The organism is Stutzerimonas chloritidismutans (assembly GCF_020783375.1).
GTDB classification, from domain to species: Bacteria; Pseudomonadota; Gammaproteobacteria; order Pseudomonadales; family Pseudomonadaceae; genus Stutzerimonas; species Stutzerimonas kunmingensis.
This window is the reverse complement of the sequence record NZ_CP086067.1, coordinates 1,062,951-1,083,096: the sequence shown is the minus strand read 5'-3', so window position 1 is coordinate 1,083,096 and position 20,146 is coordinate 1,062,951. Positions and strand designations below refer to the sequence as shown.

The 20,146-nt window shown below is 63.7% G+C and carries 17 protein-coding genes; 11 read left to right on the top strand and 6 right to left on the bottom strand.

Going from position 1 to position 20,146, the window contains the following annotated elements:
* Positions 1–191 precede the first annotated feature (191 nt).
* From LLJ08_RS04955 to LLJ08_RS04945, 3 genes are all read left to right on the top strand, one after another.
* Positions 192–773 (top strand): superoxide dismutase, encoded by a 582-nt coding sequence (locus LLJ08_RS04955; protein ID WP_014819386.1) that lies wholly within the window; start codon positions 192–194, stop codon positions 771–773.
* Between the two features lie 285 nt (positions 774–1,058).
* Positions 1,059–3,119 carry a putative bifunctional diguanylate cyclase/phosphodiesterase gene (locus tag LLJ08_RS04950; protein WP_228208351.1) on the top strand — a complete coding sequence of 687 codons (2,061 nt, stop codon included), beginning with the start codon at positions 1,059–1,061 and terminating at the stop codon, positions 3,117–3,119.
* 132 nt (positions 3,120–3,251) lie between these two features.
* Entirely contained in the window at positions 3,252–3,935 is a 684-nt protein-coding gene (locus tag LLJ08_RS04945; protein ID WP_228208350.1) for a spermidine synthase, read from the top strand.
* A gap of 10 nt (positions 3,936–3,945) precedes the next feature.
* Here LLJ08_RS04945 and LLJ08_RS04940 read toward each other — a convergent pair whose 3' ends face one another.
* Positions 3,946–4,839, bottom strand: a complete 894-nt coding sequence (locus tag LLJ08_RS04940) for an E3 ubiquitin ligase family protein (RefSeq protein ID WP_228208349.1) — start codon at positions 4,837–4,839, stop codon at positions 3,946–3,948.
* Between the two features lies 1 nt (position 4,840).
* Entirely contained in the window at positions 4,841–5,413 is a 573-nt protein-coding gene (locus LLJ08_RS04935) for a LemA family protein (RefSeq protein ID WP_014819382.1), read from the bottom strand.
* A 172-nt stretch (positions 5,414–5,585) separates the two neighbouring features.
* Between LLJ08_RS04935 and LLJ08_RS04930 the strand changes: the two genes are divergently transcribed.
* From LLJ08_RS04930 to LLJ08_RS04900, 7 genes are all read left to right on the top strand, one after another.
* The gene (locus LLJ08_RS04930; protein WP_228208348.1) at positions 5,586–6,920 is read left to right on the top strand and encodes an imelysin family protein; all 1,335 of its coding nucleotides are present in this window, start codon (positions 5,586–5,588) and stop codon (positions 6,918–6,920) included.
* A 168-nt stretch (positions 6,921–7,088) separates the two neighbouring features.
* Positions 7,089–8,507 (top strand): di-heme oxidoreductase family protein, encoded by a 1,419-nt coding sequence (locus LLJ08_RS04925; RefSeq protein WP_228208347.1) that lies wholly within the window; start codon positions 7,089–7,091, stop codon positions 8,505–8,507.
* Positions 8,508–8,576: 69 nt separating this feature from the next.
* Entirely contained in the window at positions 8,577–9,653 is a 1,077-nt protein-coding gene (locus LLJ08_RS04920) for an imelysin family protein (protein WP_228208899.1), read from the top strand.
* Positions 9,654–9,655: 2 nt separating this feature from the next.
* Complete coding sequence (locus LLJ08_RS04915) at positions 9,656–10,750, top strand: DUF1513 domain-containing protein (protein WP_228208346.1); 1,095 nt, start codon at positions 9,656–9,658, stop codon at positions 10,748–10,750.
* Between the two features lie 85 nt (positions 10,751–10,835).
* Positions 10,836–12,458: a methyl-accepting chemotaxis protein gene (locus LLJ08_RS04910; protein ID WP_228208345.1), complete on the top strand. Its 1,623-nt coding sequence runs from the start codon at positions 10,836–10,838 to the stop codon at positions 12,456–12,458.
* 222 nt (positions 12,459–12,680) lie between these two features.
* A complete protein-coding gene (locus tag LLJ08_RS04905; RefSeq protein WP_179485869.1) occupies positions 12,681–13,817 on the top strand; it encodes an efflux RND transporter periplasmic adaptor subunit in 1,137 nt (378 codons plus the stop codon).
* Positions 13,818–13,884: 67 nt separating this feature from the next.
* Positions 13,885–16,941 (top strand): multidrug efflux RND transporter permease subunit, encoded by a 3,057-nt coding sequence (locus LLJ08_RS04900; RefSeq protein WP_228208344.1) that lies wholly within the window; start codon positions 13,885–13,887, stop codon positions 16,939–16,941.
* 32 nt (positions 16,942–16,973) lie between these two features.
* On the opposite strand, the gene LLJ08_RS04895 is transcribed toward LLJ08_RS04900, so the two are convergent.
* From LLJ08_RS04895 to LLJ08_RS04885, 3 genes are all read right to left on the bottom strand, one after another.
* Positions 16,974–17,195, bottom strand: a complete 222-nt coding sequence (locus LLJ08_RS04895; RefSeq protein ID WP_101274579.1) for a hypothetical protein — start codon at positions 17,193–17,195, stop codon at positions 16,974–16,976.
* Positions 17,196–17,361: 166 nt separating this feature from the next.
* Positions 17,362–19,011 carry a chaperonin GroEL gene (gene groL / locus LLJ08_RS04890; protein ID WP_003299861.1) on the bottom strand — a complete coding sequence of 550 codons (1,650 nt, stop codon included), beginning with the start codon at positions 19,009–19,011 and terminating at the stop codon, positions 17,362–17,364.
* A 49-nt stretch (positions 19,012–19,060) separates the two neighbouring features.
* Entirely contained in the window at positions 19,061–19,354 is a 294-nt protein-coding gene (locus tag LLJ08_RS04885; protein WP_003294630.1) for a co-chaperone GroES, read from the bottom strand.
* A 28-nt stretch (positions 19,355–19,382) separates the two neighbouring features.
* Here LLJ08_RS04885 and LLJ08_RS04880 point away from each other — a divergent pair, with 28 nt between their 5' ends.
* Positions 19,383–19,595, top strand: coding sequence for a hypothetical protein (locus LLJ08_RS04880; protein ID WP_191122489.1), 213 nt, complete (start codon positions 19,383–19,385; stop codon positions 19,593–19,595).
* A gap of 5 nt (positions 19,596–19,600) precedes the next feature.
* Here the strand turns inward: LLJ08_RS04880 and LLJ08_RS04875 are convergent, their stop codons facing one another.
* Positions 19,601–20,059: an FxsA family protein gene (locus LLJ08_RS04875; protein WP_014819374.1), complete on the bottom strand. Its 459-nt coding sequence runs from the start codon at positions 20,057–20,059 to the stop codon at positions 19,601–19,603.
* Between the last annotated feature and the right edge of the window lie 87 nt (positions 20,060–20,146).

Genomic DNA, 20,146 nt, shown 5'->3' with positions numbered 1-20,146 from the left:
GAAGGCTTCAGTCTGTCTGTTCGGCCGACCGTGAACGGCCAGAGATTGCGCAAGCATGTAGCGAGCGAAGGGAACGACAGAGGCCAGGGTGGGACGCACATTCGCTCCTGCTCACCGGTATCGCCGGCACGCCTCGCACGCTCCTTCCAGCTGGCCGCATCAATCCTCGACACCTGAGTAGGAGATACATCATGGCTTTCGAATTGCCGCCGCTGCCGTACGAAAAGAACGCTCTCGAGCCGCACATGTCCGCCGAGACGCTCGAGTTTCACCACGACAAGCACCACGCTGCTTACGTGACCAATCTGAACAACCTGATCCCGGGCACCGAGTTCGAAGGCAAGGATCTGGAAAGCATCATCAAGACCTCTTCCGGTGGCATCTTCAACAATGCCGCTCAGGTCTGGAACCACACCTTTTTCTGGAACTGCCTGGCGCCGAACGCCGGTGGTCAGCCGACTGGCGCGCTGGCCGATGCCATCAACGCATCCTTCGGCTCGTTCGACAAGTTCAAGGAAGAGTTCACCAAGACCGCCATCGGCACCTTCGGCTCCGGCTGGGCCTGGCTGGTGAAGAAGTCCGACGGCAGCCTCGGCCTGGCAAGCACCATCGGTGCCGGCAACCCGATGACCGCAGGTGACAAGCCACTGCTGACCTGTGACGTCTGGGAACACGCCTACTACATCGACTACCGCAACGCTCGTCCGAAGTTCGTCGAAGCGTTCTGGAACCTGGTCAACTGGGAATTCGTCGCGAAGAACTTCGCCGGCTGAGCCACCCAGCGCTAACGAAAATGCCCGCACTTGTTGCGGGCATTTTCATTTAAGGGTTCGGTGTCGCCTGCCGCTATACATTTGCAGCCCGGAAAAAAGTCGCCTTACGGTATCGGTAATCGACGCGCAATGTTTCCTTAGGATTACGCCTTTGGGCTTGCATCCTAAGACGTACTGCCGGCACAGTCGGAGCTTGCTGACTTACTGGTTTAATTGCCTTTGACGATTGCCGAATGACTAACAATACTTCCGCAACCGAGCGTCGGCACGGAAAAGGACCTTCATTTGAAGCTGGAAATGCGCAATAGCCTGTCGCGTAAGCTCCTGCGTGTAGTCCTGCTATCGGCGCTTGCGGTAGGGCTGGTGCTCAGCTGCGCACAGATCATCTTCGGCGCCTACAAGACACGCCAGTTGATCGAAGCCGATGCCCAACGCATCCTGCGCATGACCCGCGACCCATCCACTCAGGCGATCTACAGCCTCGACCGCGAGATGGGCGCCCAGGTGATGGAGGGGCTCTTCCAGCACGAATCGATTCGAATGGCATCCATCGGCCATCCGGACGAAGGCATGCTGGCGCTGAAGATCAGACCACCTATCGACCTACCGACACGCTGGCTGACCGATCCGATTCTCCACCGCGACCGACAGTTCTCGATTCCGCTGATCGGCAAACCGCCTTACAACGAATATTACGGCGAGCTGCGCATAACCCTGGACACCGCTAAATACGGCCAGGAATTCATCAACGACTCCATCGTGATCTTCATCGTCGGCATCCTGCGTGCGCTTACGCTGGGCTTCGTGCTCTTCCTGATCTACCAGTGGCTGCTGACCCGTCCGTTGACCAAGCTCATCGAGCATCTGGCGCAGATCAACCCCGACCGACCCGGCGAGCACAAGTTGCCGATGATCCGTGGGCATGAGCGCAACGAGCTAGGCCTGTGGGTGGAAACGGCCAACGGCTTGCTCGCCTCTATCGAACACAACATGCACCTGCGTCAGGAGGCTGAAAGCAGCCTGTATCGCATGACCCAGTACGACTCCCTCACCGGTCTGCCGAACCGGCAGCAGCTGCAAAGTCAGCTCGACCACATTCTCGACGAGGCTCGACGCATGCAGCGGCGCGTCGCAGTGCTTTGTCTGGGGCTTGACGACTTCAAGGGTGTAAACGAGCAGTACAGCTATCAGGCCGGCGACTGCCTGCTCAAGGCCCTGGCAGACCGCCTGCGCGGCTCCGCTGGCCGTCTCGGTGCGCTGGCACGACTGGGCGGCGATCAGTTCGTCCTCGTACTCAGCGGCATCGAGCAGCCCTACGATGCCGCCGAGCTCGCTCAGGCGCTGCTGGACGATCTGGAAAACCCCATCGAATTCGACGGCGACCCGATTCGGTTGCGCGCCACCATCGGCATCACGCTGTACCCGGAAGATGGCGACAATACCGAGAAGCTGCTGCAAAAGGCCGAGCAGACCATGACGCTGGCAAAGAGCCGCTCGCGCAACCGCTACCAGTTCTATGTCGCCAGCATCGACAGCGAGATGCGCGCCCGTCGGGAGCTGGAAAAGGACCTCAGCGAAGCGCTCAAGCGCAACGAGTTCCATCTGGTCTACCAGCCCCAGGTCGACTACCGCCAGAACCGCATCACCGGCGTCGAGGCACTGATCCGCTGGAAACACCCCCAGGGCAAGCTGGTCCCACCGGATCTGTTCATCCCGCTGGCGGAGCAGAACGGCAGCATCATCGAGATCGGCAAATGGGTGCTCGATCAGGCCTGCAGCCAGCTGCGGCAGTGGCATGCCGAGGGCTACACCGGTCTGCGCGTTGCGGTGAATCTTTCCACCGTACAACTGCGCCACCCGCAGCTACCGCAGATGATCGGCGAGCTGCTGCAGAAGCACCAGTTGCCGGCCGAAACCCTCGAACTGGAGGTGACCGAGACGGGGCTGATGGAAGACATCGACGCGGCAGCGCACAACCTGCACAGCCTGCGGCGCTCCGGCGCGCTGATCGCGATCGACGATTTCGGTACCGGTTACTCCTCGCTGAGTTATCTCAAGAGCCTGCCGCTGGACAAGATCAAGATCGACAAGAGCTTCGTCCAGGACATCGGCCAGGACGAGGGCGCGACCATCGTGCGCGCGGTCATCCAGCTGGGCAAAAGCCTCGGCATGACGGTGATCGCCGAGGGCGTCGAAACACCGGAGCAGGAAGCCTATCTGATCGCCGAAGGTTGCCAGGAAGGCCAGGGCTACTATTACAGCAAGCCGCTGCCCGCCCGCGATCTCGACCTGCTGCTGCGCCAGTCGACACCATTCGATCGGGCAGTCAATTCCGAGCTGCGCTAGCCCGACAGCGCGCGGCTGGCGCGCATCGCCGCCTCGAATCGCCACCCGCACTTACCCCCTGGCGCTGGCCAGTCATGAGCACATGGGCCACACTTCCAGCCTTTTATCGCCCGCGCCTACAACGAGCCCCCGATGAAACGCTTCGTACTCCTGGATACCGCCGCCATTCCCACTGGCGGCGCCTTGTGCCTGTTCGAATATGGCGATGACTTCGTCATCAAGATCCAGGGCGGAAACGGCAATCAGCTGATGAACACTCGCACCCATGGCTCAGAGGACGCGCTGGCGGAGATTCCCTGCAAACGGATCGCCGCACGGTCGCAGGCCCGCGTATTGATCGGTGGGTTGGGGATGGGCTTTACCCTCGCTTCTGCGTTGCGCCATCTCGGGCCGGACGCCGAGGTGCTGGTCGCCGAACTGGTGCCAGGGGTGATCGAGTGGAACCACGGTGCACTCGGTGAGAAGTCCGGCAATCCGCTGCGCGATGCCCGCGCCCGGGTGCTGAACCAGGACGTCGCCGAGTTACTGCGGGATCAAGCCCAGGGCTTCGATGCGATCATGCTGGACGTCGACAACGGTCCCGAGGGACTGACGCAGAAGAGCAACAGTTGGCTGTACTCGGCTGACGGCCTCAACGCCTGCGCCCGCGCGTTGCGCCCGTCCGGCATCCTCGCGGTCTGGTCGGCCAGCGCCGACCGTGCCTTTTCCGACAAGCTCGCCAAGGCCGGCTTCAAGGCCGAAGAAGTGCAGGTGTTCGCCCACGGCAACCGCGGCACCCGGCATACCATCTGGATCGCCGAAAAACGCAAGCGCTGAGCCGGCCGGTTTACCAGGCCGTCACTCCCAGCTGCGACGCCAGCCAGACGGCGCCAGCCAGGCACATCAGTGCACCACCGGCGGCCTGCCAGTAGAAGCGCTGCGTGAGCACTTCCTCACCGTGGCTGGACAGTACGAAAGGCAGCGCCTCCCCGGGCTGCCCCAGCTGGTGCAATGCCGGCGCGGCGCTGCTCTCGCGATGCCGGTCTTCCGCCTCGAGGCGCGCCGCCAGGCGTACGCGACTCCACTCCTGCTCGTCGAGCTGACCGTCGGCGTTGCTGTCGAAACGCTGCAGCAGGCCGGCGAAATCCCCCTTCCACTGACGGATCACGTCGCGCTTGGCGGATTGCAGGTCGAGGCCCTGTCGCCCGCCGCCGCTCGTGCGGAAATCACCGAGTGCGTAAAGCGGTTCACCCTCGTGCAGACGTTCCTCGGTGTAGCGATAGCGCTTGCCGATGCTGAACAGGCCGACCCAGCCACTCGGAGCGACACCGCGCGGGTGGCGCAGATCGCCGGTCCATACCTTGCGGAAGGCGGGATGGACCTCCGCGCCACGCGGGTCGATCAGGCATTCGCCGGTGGCATCGGCCAGGCGCAGCCAGCCTTCACTGACGCCGCGTTCGACCACACTCCAGCTGCTGCGCTTGCCGTTGGAACGGTACTCCTCGATACGGTAGCGCCACCACAGGCAGCGCTCGCCGGTCAGCGGCGCCATCGGTTGCGGCACCATCAGCTCGCGTAGCACACCAACCAGCTCGACATACCCCTGGGCTGCCGAGCGAATGCGAGAAGTCGGGGTATCGAGCAAATGACGGGCACGCGACCAGCGACCGATGCAGATCCACGCCCCGCCGACGCAAAGCGCGGCGGCGAGAATGAGTGTGAAAACCTGGCCCGGATGCATTTCAGCCGAACAGCGCCTTGAGATCGACGTCGGCCTTCTCCGCCTCGCTGAACTGCAGCAGGGCAGCTTCCTTGAAACCGAACGTCCGCGCCAGCAGTACATCGGGGAATTGCTCGATGCGCACGTTGTTCAGGTTGACCGCCTCGTTGTACAGCTCACGGCGATCGGCGATTCCGCTTTCCAGTCCGCTGATGCGCTGCTGCAGATGGCGGAAACTCTCGTTGGCCTTGAGCTCGGGGTAGTTCTCGGCCAGCGCGAACAGCCGCCCGAGGCCGGCACGCAGACCGGTTTCGGCTTGCCCCAGCGCACTCACATCGCCCTGCTCCCGCGCGCTGGACACGGCATTGCGCGCGCTGATCACCTGCTCCAGCGTATTGCGTTCATGCTGCATGTACTGCCGGCAGGTCTCCACCAGCTTGGGCAACTCTTCATGGCGCTGCCGCAGCAGCACGTCGATATTGGCCCAGGCCTTGCCGACGCCATGCTTCAGACGCACCAGCCCGTTGTAGAGAATCACCGCGTAAGCGGCGACGAGAAACAGCACAACCAGCACAACCACAGCGCTCAGGCTCATAGCATCTCCAGGGACAAAGGCCATCAGAACGCCAGCATTCTACCGGCTGCACCGAAACGGAAGAGAGAGCCTGTGCACTCATTGGCTTTGCACAAAATGACAATCTTTCGCATTATTGACGACTTCCGAGCAGCCCTCGGCTTCGTTCACTCGCACGCAAAGGAACCCGCACATGCTACGCACCCCCATCTGGGCAACCGCCAGCCTCCTCGCTGTGGCCATCTCACTCGCCGGTTGCGGTGAGGACAAGACCCCCGCGAACCAGACTGCTGCCCCGCAAAGCACTACCGAAAGCGTGCCAGCCGAAAAGGCGCAGGCGCCCGATGAGAAAGCGGCCAAGGCAGTCGTCAGCCACTACGCCGATCTGGCGCTGGCGGTATTCAGCGATGCCCACGCCACCGGTGTGAAACTGCAGGAAGCTGTCGACGCCCTCCTCGCCAACCCCAGCGAAGAGACCCTGCAGGCCGCGCGTCAGGCCTGGCTGGCGGCCCGCGTTCCCTACATGCAGACCGAGGTATTCCGCTTCGGCAACGCCGTGGTGGATGACTGGGAAGGTCAGCTCAATGCCTGGCCGCTCGATGAGGGCCTGATCGATTACATCGAGGGCGACTACCAGCACGCCCTCGGCAACCCGGGCGCCACAGCCAATATCATCGCCAACAGCGAACTGCAGATTGGCGAAGACAAGGTCGACACCAGCGAAATCAACGCCGAGCTGCTGGCCAGCCTCAACGAACTGGCCGGCTCCGAAGCGAACGTCGCCACTGGCTACCACGCGATCGAGTTCCTGCTCTGGGGCCAGGACCTCAATGGCACAGGCCCAGGTGCCGGCGAGCGGCCCTACACCGACTACGTGGAAGGCGAAGGCTGCACCGGCGACAACTGCGACCGCCGCCGCACCTACCTGAAAGTCGCGACCGAACTGCTGGTCAGCGACCTGCAGGAAATGGTCGAGCAGTGGCAGCCGAATGCCGAGAACTACCGCGCCAGCCTCGAAGCCGATACCGCGGAAAACGGCCTGCGCAAGATGTTCTTCGGCATGGGCAGCCTGTCCCTAGGCGAACTGGCTGGCGAGCGCATGAAAGTCGCTCTGGAAGCCAACTCCACCGAAGACGAGCACGACTGCTTCAGCGACAACACCCACAACTCGCACTTCTTCAATGCCCGTGGCGTTCGCAACGTCTATCTCGGCGAGTACAAGCGCGTCGACGGCACTACGTTGACCGGTCCAAGCCTGGCATCGCTGGTTCAGGGCGTCAGCCCAGAGGTGGACAGCACGCTGAAGACCGACCTGGAAACCACCGAAGCCAAGCTGCAAGTCCTGGTTGAAAGTGCGAAGAACGGAGACGCCTTCGACCAGCTGATCGCTTCGGACAACACCGAAGGCCAGCAGAAAGTACGCGATGCCATCGGCGCACTGGTCAAGCAGACCGCCGCGATCGAGCAGGCCGCCGGTGCCCTCGGCATCAGCGACCTCAACCCTGACACCGCCGATCACGAGTTCTGATCGGCGCCGACACGGGCGCAGCTGTTGCGCCCGTGTCGGGCTTTTCGCTGCACCCCGCCTGGTTCCAGAGCGCGCGTCCCTCTCGCGCAAATGCAAATCCCTCTTATTCCATTACGATTAGCCTGCTAAGATTGCGCGGCTTAATTCACCGCCCTGCAGGTACTTCCGATGCGCCCGCTGTTTCGCCGCCTCTTCCCGCTGCTGGCTCTGGCCCTGGTCGCCTGCGACAACGTTGAAACACCGACTTTCTCCCAGCCCGAACCTGGCGAGGCGCTCTCCGGCGGCAGCACCACGGTGATGAAGTTCGACCAGAACGCCTACTCCATGCCTTCGGCCAATCTGGCACCGATGCGTCGACTCGACTTCAGCGTCGGCAACAGCTTCTTCCGAAATCCCTGGGTCATCGCCCCGGCATCCACCACCGCTCGCGATGGTCTTGGCCCGCTGCTGAATACCAACGCCTGCCAGAACTGCCATATCAAGGACGGCCGCGGCCATCCGCCGGCACCCGATGCGACCAGCGCCGTGTCGATGCTGGTACGGCTGTCCATTCCGGCCGGTCCCGAGCACGCCGAAGTCGTCCGAGAACGTGGCATCGCACCGGAGCCAAGCTACGGCGGCCAGCTGCAGGACATGGCGATCCCCGGCGTCGCCCCGGAAGGCAAGGTACGGCTGCGCTATTCGACCGAGCAGGTGCGCTTCGCCGATGGCTCCGAAGTCGAGCTGCGCAGGCCGGAAATCGAACTGAACGACCTGGCCTATGGTGACATGCATCCGGAAACCCGGATGTCCCTACGCATCGCGCCACCGATGATCGGCCTGGGCCTGCTCGAAGCCATTCCCGAAGAAGCGCTGCTGGCCAATGCCGACCCCGATGACCGCAACGGCGACGGCATCTCCGGCCGCCCGAACCGGGTCTTCGACCAGACCAGCCGGCAGACCGTGATTGGCCGCTTCGGCTGGAAGGCCGGACAGCCGAGCCTCAACCAGCAGAACGCCGACGCCTTCTTCAACGATATGGGCCTGTCCACCAGCCTGCTCGGTGGCAGCAGCTGCACCGACCGGCAGACCGAGTGTCGCGCGATGCCCGACGGTGGCGAGCCGGAAGTCAGCGACGACATCCTCGCCCAGGTGCTGTTCTACACCCGCAATCTCGGCGTACCTGCGCGACGGAACGTCGACGACCCACAGGTACTCGCCGGCAAGACGCTATTTCACCGCGCCGGCTGCCAGAGCTGCCACGTGCCACAGTTCACCACCGCTGCCGACGCCGCGGAACCGGAGTTGGCCAATCAGCTGATTCGCCCCTACACCGACCTGCTGCTGCATGACATGGGCGAAGGCCTCGCGGATGACCGCGCCGAGTTCGAGGCCAACGGCCGGGAATGGCGCACGCCACCGCTGTGGGGCATTGGCCTGACCCAGGCAGTCAGCGGGCATACCCAGTTCCTGCACGACGGCCGCGCCCGCAACCTGCTCGAAGCCATACTCTGGCACGGCGGCGAGGCCGAAAAGGCGCGCCAGATCGTACTCGGCTACGACCAGAACGAACGTACCGCGCTGCTGAGCTTCCTCGAGTCGCTCTGAACACCCATGCTATTCACCATGCTTTCCCGGCGCGAAAGCGCTGCGACCGGCCTTGCCGATGAGGACACCATGATCCGTTCGAACACCCTGCGCATCGCCAGCGGCGCTCTGCTCACCGCCTTGTTGCTGAGCGCCTGCACGCCGGCCGACCCACAGGCCGAGACCAGCAAAGCCTTGGCCGATGGTGTATTGCTGCCGACCTACACTCAGTGGTCGGAAGCCGACCGCCGCCTGGCGGCCAGTGCGATCGCCTTCTGTGCCGACAACCAGACCCTGGACGAAGCGCATGCCGCCTTCGTGCATGCGCAAACCGCCTGGGCCGGCCTGCAGCCGCTGCTGATCGGCCCAATGGGCGAAGGCAATCTGGCCTGGCAGGTCCAGTTCTGGCCGGACAAGAAGAACCTCGTTGCACGCCAGGTCACGGCACTGCTCAAGACCAAGCCCGAGCTGACCCAGGCCGATCTGGATAACGCCAGCGTCGTGGTGCAGGGCCTGAGCGCCTACGAGTACGTCCTTTTCGACAGCAGCATCGACCTCGCCGACCCCGCCACCAGGACGCGCTACTGCCCCTTGCTGACGGCCATCGGCGAGCACCAGCAGCAGCTTGCAGCCAGCGTCCTGCAGCAATGGCAGGACAAGGACGGCATGGCCGATCAGCTGCGCAGCTTTCCCAACGAGCGTTATGCCGAACCGAGCGAAGCCATCGCCGAACTGCTGCGGGTTCAGGTCACGGCCCTCGACGGCCTGAAGAAGAAGCTCGGCGCGCCGCTCGGCCGCCAGACCAAGGGCCATCCGCAGCCGTACCAGGCCGACGGCTGGCGCAGCGACACGACCCTGAGCAATATCGCTGCCACCGTCAAAGGCGCCGAAAGCCTCTGGCTGGGTGCCGACCAGGACGGTCTGCGCGCGCTGCTCGGCGCTGAGCAGGCTGATCTGGCCAAGCGCATCGACGCCGGTTACGCCGACCTGCTGCAGCAATTGAAAGCCATGCCCGAGCCGTTCGGCGAAATGCTCGCCAACGAGGAGAGTCGGGCGCAGCTCGATTCGCTGTACCAGCGGATCGACCAACTGCATCGCCTGCACCAGCTCGAGCTGGCGCGCGCCCTCGGCGTACAGATCGGCTTCAACGCGCACGACGGGGACTGATCATGAAGCGCCGCACCCTGCTTGGCCTGACCGGCGCCATGCTTGCCGCCAGCGGCATCGCTGGCTGGTCACTGACGCGTCACGACGGGCAACAGGTTTTGCTCTCAGCACGTGATGGCGCCGACGGGCAACACCACGTCGTCGGCTACCGCCTCGATGGCAGCCAGGTATTTGCCACACCGGTCGCCGAGCGCTGCCATGACGTCTACCCGCACCCGTACCTGCCCTTGGCGGTGTTCGTCGGCCGTCGCCCGAGCCGCGAGAGCTACCTGATCGATGCGCGTGACGGGCGTCTGCTGCAGGTCATGGCCTCGCCGGCGGACCGCCACTTTTACGGGCACGGGGTGTTTCACAAGGACGGCGAGTGGTTCTACACCACCGAAAACGACACCGCCGATGCCGGCCGTGGCGTGCTCGGCGTCTATCGACTGGAAGGCCGACAGCTGGTGCGGGTCGGCGAGCACGCGACCCATGGCATCGGCCCGCACCAGCTGCTGTGGATGCCGGACAACGAAACCCTGGTCATCGCCAATGGTGGGATCCGCACCGAAGCCGACAGCCGCGAGATGATGAATCTCGATGCGATGGAGCCGAGCCTGGTGCTGCTACGCCGCGACGGTACGCTGGTCAGCAAGGAACAGCTGCCGGAGCAGATGAACAGCGTGCGTCACCTCGCCGTGGCCGCCGACGGTACCGTGGTCAGCGGCCAGCAGTACGAGGGCGATGCCATGGACCGTATCCCGTTGCTGGCGATCAAGCGGCCCGGGCAGGCCTTCCAGCACTTTCCGCTGGGCGAGGCACAGCGGCAGATCATGAACCAGTACACCGCCAGCCTCGCCATCCACGACGAGCTGCGGTTGTTGGCCGTCACCGCGCCGCGCGGCAACAAGGTGTTCATCTGGGACCTGGACAGTACCGAGCTGCGGCAGGCAGCCCATGTGCCCGATTGCGCGGGCGTCGCGGCAGTCACCGAAGGCTTCGTGGTCAGCTCCGGCCAGGGCCGCTGCCGCCTGTTCGACTGCCGTGGCGAACGTATCGCCAGCACACCGCTGGACCTGCCGGCGGGGCTCTGGGACAACCATCTGCGCATCGTCTAGCTCAAGAAAAACGTCCCCCGGCCGATGATGCTGGGCAACGGCAGGGATGCTCATCTACGTTTTCTCAAATGCCGAGACTTTGCCCATGCTCCAGAAATCCCTGCGCGCGCAGATCCTCGCGCTGATCGGCGGCAGCCTGCTGCTGACGCTGCTCATCGCCCTCGCCTGCATTCGCCTGCTCAGCAACAACATCGACCACTTCCAGGCGCTGCTCGACGGCCCGCTGGCCGAAGTGCAACTGATCGACGAGGCCAACCTCGAGTTCAAGGTGCAGGTCCAGGAATGGAAGAACGTGCTGCTGCGTGGCAAACAGCCGGACTCTCGCAACCGCTACTGGAGCCAGTTCGAGGCCCAGGAAGCGAAGGTGCAGAAGATTCTGGGCGATCTACTGGTACTGACCGCCGACGAACCGGAGCTGGCCAAGCAGATCGAGAGCCTGCGTAGCGAGCACCGCACTCTCGGCGCTGCCTATCGCAAGGGCCTGGATGCCTACATTGCCGCCGACAGCGACCCGCTCGCCGGGGACGCCGCAGTGGCCGGCATCGACCGGGCGACCAGCGCTCAGCTGAGCGAGCTGGTCAAACAGCTGGGCGACGCCGCCGCGCAGCGCTCGGAAACCATCCGTGCCGACGCTCAGAGCACCGCGTCCTTCGGCCCGATCATCATGATCCTCGCCAGTGTGGTGGTGGCGCTGTTCAGCCTGTGGCTGGTCAATCGCCGGATCATCGAACCGATTCGCAACCTGATCGAGCACATCGCCCGCCTCAGCCAGGGCAAGTTCGCCGACCGCGTGGATGCCAGCCGCAGCGACGAACTGGGCCGCCTTGCCGCTGCCGCCAACGTGCTGCGCGACTTCCTCGCCGACACCTTCACCCGCCTGCAGCAGAGCACCTCGAATCTGGACAGTGCCAGCGGCGAGTTGAACGCCATCGCCAGGCTGATGGCCGACGGCGCCCGCGAGCAGTTCTCACGTACCGATCAGGTCGCCACGGCGATGCACGAGATGTCCGCGACCGCTCAGGAAGTCTCGCGGCATGCCGCCGAAGCCGCGCAGGCCGCCGACGCCGCCGACCATTCCGCCCAGCAGGGCGAAGCGGTGATGCGCGGCACCATCGCCACCATCACCGACATGAGCAACGAGATCGCCAGCACGGCAGACGTCATCCGCCGTCTGGAGGGTGATAGCGGGCGCATCGGCAAGGTCTTGGAGGTGATCCGCGGGATCGCCGATCAGACCAACCTGCTCGCGCTCAATGCCGCCATCGAGGCGGCCCGAGCGGGTGACGCCGGCCGCGGCTTTGCCGTGGTCGCCGACGAGGTGCGCACCCTGGCCCAGCGCACCGCCGAGTCCACCGCCGAGATTCACCAGATCATCGACACCGTGCAGACCGGCGCGAGCAATGCCGTACGCGCCATCGAGAGCGGTCAGGCGCGCAGCGAACAGGGCGTCGGCCAGGTTACCGAGGCCGGTCAGATGCTGCAGCGCATCACCGAAGCGGTCGAGGCGATCCGCGACATGAACCGCCAGATCGCCACGGCCGCCGAGGAGCAGACCGCGGTGGCCGAAGACATTTCGCGCAACATCACCGAGATCACCTCCATCGCCACCATCAACCAGCAGAACGTCGAGCGCACCGAAACCGCCAGCCAGAACCTGCACGGGCTGTCGGCGCAACTTACCGAAGTCACCCAGCGCCTTGCCGGCTGATGATCTGCGGGCGGGCCGACAGTCTGTCGCCCGCCCCGCACCTGCGCTGCTTTCCGCCCCGCTCCCCCTTTACTTGGCCTCGTTTCGGGGCTAAGTTCCTCGCTCTCCGGTCCTGCTGAGTTAGGTGCCAGCAGGTCGCCGAAGCTGGCGACCGGACCGTTCGAACGGCTGCCTCGATCACGGCAGTAGACAGCCGGCTCACATCTCCAAGGAAATCGGAAAATGTTGCGCCGCATGCTGTTCATGCTGGGCGCGGTGGTCGTCGTCGTTGCGATTCTTGCCGCGCTCAAATTCAACTCGATCTATCAGCAGATTCAACAGTTCCAGGCCCCCAAGCCTGCGATCGACGTCGAAACCGAGCTCGCCCGCCGCATGGATTGGCAAAGCCGCCTGCCAGCCATCGGCACGCTCAAGGCGTCCCAGGGTATCGACCTCAGCGTCGAGATCGCCGGCACCATCACCGACGTGCAGTTCCAGTCCGGCGAGAAGGTCAGCAAGGGCCAGGCCATCGTGCTGCTCGACAGCGAGATGGAGCAGGCCAGCCTGGCCAGCGCCGAAGCCGACCTCAACCTGTCGCGCCTAGAGTTCCAGCGCGCGCGTAGCCTGCTGGATCGCCAGGCCATTTCGCGCAGCGAGTACGACCGGCTCAATGCCGAATCGCAGAAGGCCGCGGCCAGCGTCGCGCAGCTGCGCGCCAGTCTGTCGAAGAAGCGCATCCTGGCGCCCTTCTCCGGCACCATCGGCATCCGTCAGGTGGATGTCGGCGACTACATCGCCGCCGGCACGCCGATCGCCACGCTTCAGGACCTGACCACGCTGTACGTCGACTTCTTCCTGGCCGAGCAGCATGTGCCGCTGCTGAAGCTCGGCCAGCGAGTGCAGCTACAGGTCGCCGCCTATCCCGGCGAACGCTTCGAAGGCGTGATCAGCGCGCTGAACCCGAAGGTGGAAACCACTACCCGCAACGTTCAGGTGCGCGCCGAACTGGGCAATCCGGACGGACGTCTGCTGCCCGGCATGTTTGCCGACCTGCAGGTGCTGCTGCCGACCGAGACCGCCCAGGTGGTGGTCCCGGAAACCGCCATCACCTACACCCTGTATGGCAACTCGGTGCTGCTGGTGACCGAGGGCACGCCGCCGGAAGGCGTCAGCAGCGACGAGCCCTACCTGGTGGTCGAGCGCCGCTTCGTCACCACTGGCGAGCGGCGCGACGGACTGACGGTCGTCCTCGACGGCCTGGAGGGCGGCGAACAGGTGATCACCGCCGGCCAGCTCAAGCTGGACAGCGGCACCCATGTCGCCATCGCCGAAAGCCGCACGCTCAAGCTGGAAGGCTCTCAGCAGCCGGCGACCGAATAGAAAAAGCCTGTTCCTCACGCGGCAGGCCGACGCACAGCAGACTCAGACAAGGTTCCAGGGACTTCCCATGGCGTTCACCGACCCCTTCATCCGCCGCCCCGTGCTGGCGAGCGTCATCAGCCTGCTGATCGTGCTGCTCGGCATCCAGGCCTTCAACAGCCTGACCATCCGTCAGTACCCGCAGATGGAAAGTGCGCTGATCACGGTGACCACCGCCTACCCCGGCGCCAACGCCGAGACCATCCAGGGCTACATCACCCAGCCGTTGCAGCAGAGTCTGGCCAGCGCCGAAGGCGTCGACTACATGACCTCGGTCAGCCAGCAGAACGCCTCGGTGATCTCGGTCTATGCGCGTATTGGCGCCGACACGGATCGCCTCTACACCGAGCTGCTGAGCCAGGCCAACTCGGTGAAGAACCAGCTGCCGCAGGATGCCGAGGACCCAGTGCTGAACAAGCAGGCAGCCGACTCCACCGCGCTGATGTACATCAGCTTCTACAGCGACCAGCTGAGCAACCCGCAGATCACCGACTACCTGTCGCGGGTCATACAGCCCAAGCTGGCGACGCTGCCGGGCATGGCCGAAGCGGAAATCCTCGGCAACCAGGTGTTCGCCATGCGCCTCTGGCTGGACCCGGTGAAGCTCGCGGCCTATGGGGTTTCCGCCAGCGACGTGAACGAGGCGGTGCGCAAGTACAACTTCCTCTCGGCGGCCGGCGAAGTGAAGGGCCAGTACGTGGTCACCAGCATCAACGCCGACACCGAGCTGAAGACGCCGGAAGCGTTCGCCGCGATCCCGCTGCGCACGCAGGGCGACAGTCGCGTTCTGCTGGGTGATGTGGCGCGGGTGGAGATGGGCGCCGAGAGCTACAACTCGATCAGCTCGTTCGACGGTATCCCCTCGGTCTATATCGGCATCAAGGGCACACCCAGCGCCAACCCGCTGGACGTGATCAAGGAAGTGCGCGCGATCATGCCGCAGATCGAGGCACAGCTGCCGCCGGGCCTAAAGGCGACCATCGCCTACGACGCCACCGAGTTCATCCAGGCCTCCATCGACGAGGTGGTGAAGACCCTGGCCGAAGCCGCAGTGATCGTCATCGTCGTGGTGTTTCTCTTCCTCGGCTCGCTGCGCACCGTGCTGATTCCGGTGGTGACCATTCCGCTGTCGATGATCGGCGTGCTGTTCTTCATGCAGGCGATGGGTTACTCGATCAACCTGCTGACGCTGCTGGCCATGGTGTTGGCGATCGGCCTGGTGGTGGACGATGCCATCGTCGTGGTGGAGAACATCCACCGGCATATAGAACAGGGCAAGTCGCCGTTCCAGGCGGCCATCGACGGCGCACGGGAAATCGCCATGCCGGTGGTGACCATGACCATCACCCTGGCGGCGGTCTATGCACCTATCGGCTTCCTGCAGGGGCTGACCGGCGCGCTGTTCCAGGAGTTCGCCCTGACCCTGGCGGGCGCGGTGCTGATTTCCGGAGTCGTGGCGCTGACGCTGTCACCGATGATGTGTTCGAAGCTGCTGCGCCATGAGGAGAACCCCAGCGGCTTCGCCCATCGCCTGGACGAACTGTTCGAACGCCTCAAGCAGCGTTACCAGCACGCGCTGCACGGCACCCTCAATACCCGCCCGGTGGTACTGGTGTTCGCCGTGCTCGTGCTGGCGCTGATTCCGGTGCTGCTGATGTTCACCGAGAGCGAACTGGCACCGGAGGAGGACCAGGGCATCGTCTTCATGATGGCCAGCGCACCGAAGACCGCCAACCTGGACTACCTGAACGCCTACACCGACCAGTTCCTGGAGATTTTCAAGAGCTTTCCGGAGTACTACTCCTGGTTCCAGATCAACGGTTTCGACGGCGTGCAGAGCGGCATCGGCGGCTTCCTGCTCAAACCCTGGGACGAGCGCGAGCGCTCGCAGATGGAAATCCTTCCCGAGGTGCAGGCCAAACTCGATCGCCTGCCGGGCCTGCAGATCTTCGGTTTCAACCTGCCTTCGCTGCCGGGCACCGGCGAAGGCCTGCCCTTCCAGTTCGTGATCAACACCGCCAACGACTACGAGACGCTGCTGCAGGTGACCGAGCGCATCCGCAAGCGCGCCGAGGAGTCCGGCAAGTTCGCCTTCCTCGACGTGGACCTGGCCTTCGACAAGCCGGAGATCGTGGTCGAGATCGACCGCGAGAAGGCCGCGCAGATGGGCGTATCCATGGAAGACCTCGGCCTGACCCTGAGCACCCTGCTCGGCGAAGGCGAGATCAACCGTTTCACCATCGAAGGCCGCAGCTACAAGGTCATCGCCCAGGTCGAGCGCGCCTACCGCGACAACCCGGACTGGCTGAGCAACTACTACGTGCGCAATGGGCAAGGCCAGATGCTGCCGCTGTCGACGCTGATCCAGGTGCACGATCGCGCTCGACCGACTCAGCTCAAGCAGTTCCAGCAACTCAACGCCGCGATGATCCAGGGCTTTCCGATCGTCAGCATGGGCGAGGCGATCGAAACGCTGCAGACCATCGCCCGCGAAGAAGCGCCCGAAGGTTTCAGCTTCGATTACGCCGGCGCCTCGCGCCAGTACGTCCAGGAAGGCAACGCGCTGTACCTGACCTTCGCGCTGGCATTGGCGGTGATCTTCCTGGTCCTGGCCGCGCAGTTCGAGAGCTTCCGCGATCCTCTGGTGATCCTGGTCACCGTGCCGCTGTCGGTCTGCGGCGCGCTGGTGCCGCTGTTCCTTGGCCTGTCGAGCATGAACATCTATACCCAGGTGGGCCTGGTGACGCTGATCGGCTTGATCAGCAAGCACGGCATCATGATCGTCGAGTTCGCCAATCAGCTGCGCCGCGAACAGGGCCTGAGTCGACGCGAAGCGGTGGAAGAAGCGGCGGCGATTCGCCTGCGGCCGGTGCTGATGACCACAGCGGCGACGGTGTTCGGCATGGTGCCGCTGATCATCGCCAGTGGGGCCGGCGCGGTCAGCCGGTTCGACATCGGCCTGGTGATTGCCACCGGCATGTCGGTGGGTACGCTGTTCACCCTGTTCGTGCTACCGGCGGTCTATGACCTGTTGGCCAAGCCCGATCATGCCCCGTCCGCGATGGCCGTACCGAGCGCCGGCTGAGTGCGGCATGGGCTGCGAGGATAGCCTCCAGCTCAGCGCATGCCCTGGGACAAGCCATACAGCAGCAACAGCAGATCCTGATCAGGACGCATCGCCTCGAGCTGCGGGCGCCCACCAGGCGGCACCGGGCAATAGCTGCGGCTTTCGCTGCTCTGCACCAGCGTCGCTCCGGGCTCATTCCAGGCCGCCACGCACAGCGTGGTCACTCCCAGAGCGCCAACCAGGAACAATCCTCGAGCTATTTCCAGCTTCATGGCGTAAGCCCTTGATTAAGCGAGTAGTTAACTGACCGTAGTTCAGTTGTTTAATTCCTGTGCAATTTTGGACGAACGGTATGTACGGCCTGTGACGTCACTGTTCAGCAGGCATAAAAAACCCCGCACGAGGCGGGGTTCTTTTTGTAGCTAAGGGCCGGTCGGCTTACATCATGCCGCCCATGCCACCCATACCGCCCATGCCACCCATGTCCGGCATGCCGCCGGCGGCCTTGTCTTCAGCCACTTCGGCGATCATCGCTTCGGTGGTGATCATCAGGCTGCCGATGGACGCTGCAGCTTGCAGAGCCGAACGGGTCACCTTGGCCGGGTCGAGAATACCCATCTCGATCATGTCGCCGTAGGTGTCGGAGGCGGCGTTGAAGCCGTAGTTGCCTTCACCCTGCTTGACCTTGTCGACCACTACGCTTGGCTCGCCGCCGGCGTTGGAGACGATCTGGCGAAGCGGTGCTTCGACAGCGCGACGCAGCAGTGCGATACCAACGTTCTGGTCTTCGTTCTCGCCCTTCAGCTCGGAGATGGCCTGCAGAGCGCGCACCAGGGCAACGCCACCGCCAGGAACCACGCCTTCTTCGACGGCCGCACGGGTTGCGTGCAGGGCGTCTTCAACGCGGGCCTTCTTCTCTTTCATCTCGACTTCGGTACCGGCACCGACCTTGATCACGGCAACACCGCCGGCCAGCTTGGCCAGACGCTCTTGCAGCTTCTCTTTGTCGTAGTCGGAGGTGGTGTCTTCGACCTGCTTGCGGATCTGCGCAACGCGGGCTTCGATATCGGCCTGCTGACCAGCACCGTCGATGATGGTGGTGTTTTCCTTGTTCAGCACGACGCGCTTGGCGTTACCCAGGTGCTCCAGGGTAGCGGTTTCCAGGCTCAGGCCGACTTCTTCGGAAATCACGGTACCGCCAGTCAGGATGGCGATGTCCTGCAGCATGGCCTTGCGGCGATCGCCAAAGCCCGGGGCCTTGACTGCAGCAACCTTGACGATGCCGCGCATGTTGTTGACCACCAGAGTCGCCAGGGCTTCGCCTTCGACGTCTTCGGCAACGATCAGCAGCGGGCGACCGGCCTTGGCAACAGCTTCCAGCACCGGCAGCAGTTCGCGGATGTTGGAGATCTTCTTGTCGACCAGCAGCAGCAGCGGGCTGTCCAGCTCGGCGACCATGGTGTCCGGCTTGTTGATGAAGTACGGCGACAGGTAGCCGCGATCGAACTGCATGCCTTCTACGACGGACAGCTCGTTCTCCAGACCCGAACCTTCCTCGACGGTGATGACGCCTTCCTTGCCTACACGCTCCATGGCTTCGGCGATGATGTCACCGATGGAGGAGTCGGAGTTGGCGGAGATGGTGCCAACCTGAGCGATGGCCTTGGAGTCGGTGCACGGCTTGGCCAGGTTCTTCAGCTCGGCGACGATGGCGATGGTGGCCTTGTCGATGCCGCGCTTCAGGTCCATCGGGTTCATGCCGGCAGCGACAGCCTTCAGGCCTTCATTGACGATAGCCTGGGCCAGAACGGTAGCGGTGGTGGTGCCGTCACCGGCCTCGTCGTTGGCCTTGGACGCAACGTCCTTGACCAGCTGGGCGCCCATGTTCTCGAAGCGGTCCTTCAGCTCGATTTCCTTGGCGACGGAAACGCCGTCCTTGGTGATGGTCGGAGCACCGAAGCTCTTCTCCAGCACGACGTTGCGGCCTTTCGGGCCGAGGGTCGCTTTAACGGCATCAGCCAGGACGTTCACACCGACCAGCATCTTCTTGCGTGCGGAGTCGCCGAATTTGACTTCTTTAGCAGCCATGTTGATTGATCCTCAATTCGTGAATTATTTACGGAGATTCGCGGGGCGATCAGGCTTCGACGACAGCGAGAATTTCGTTCTCGCTCATCACCAGCAGGTCTTCGCCGTCAACCTTGACGGTGTTGCTACCCGAATAAGGGCCGAACACCACCTTGTCGCCGACCTTCACGGCCAGGGCGCGTACTTCGCCGTTGTCCAGCACGCGGCCGGTACCCACAGCAACGACTTCGCCACGGTTCGGCTTCTCGGCAGCGGAGCCCGGCAGGACGATGCCGCCTGCGGTCTTGGTTTCTTCTTCGCTGCGACGAATCACGACGCGGTCATGCAGAGGACGAAGCTTCATTGTCGATCTCTCCTAGTAGAGTTGTTCCATGCCGATGACCTTCATCGGCGGGTTGGGCAAATCCGGCGGTGCCGGTTGCGGCCCGCAATGCGAGCCGCAGAAGACGGACTGTCGAACACGACAGCGACCTTGCGGTGTCCGCTACATGCGGGCGTTCAAGTGCATTTCAAGGGGCGCAGATGAAATTTTCATGGCCACAAACGAAACCGGCATGCCTGATGGCATGCCGGTTGTCGGCTGAGCAGCTTAGCGGTCGCGGTCATTGCGCTCCCACTCGCCTTCGATCACGTTCGGCCGCTGCGGGTTGGAGCGCGCCTGCAGATCGTCGGCAAAAGCACGCTGGCGGCGCACCTGCGCCTCGATCCGCCGATTGATCTGGCGGAACAGGAAGTTGCGTGTCGGTGGGAAAAGCACAACCAGCGCCAGCACATCGCTGATGAAACCGGGCAGGAACAGCAAGCCACCGCCAATGGCCATCATCAGCCCCTGCAGCATCTCGCGCTCGGGCAGTTCACCGCGGGCCAGACGTTCGCGGGCGCGCCAGGCGGTGGCGAAACCCGCCAGGCGCAGCAGCAGAATGCCGGCGATGCCACTGAGCACCAGCAGCAGGATGGTCGCCAGCGCGCCAATGGAGCCGCCGACCTTGATCAGCACATACAGCTCGGCCAGCGGAAACAACAGAAACAGTACAAAGAAGATTCGCATTGATGGTCCTTGACGGAAGATCAGCTTCCAGTCCTCTGTAGATGGCGGCAGGAGGGGTCTAATTCAACCCGGGTGACAATCGGCCTG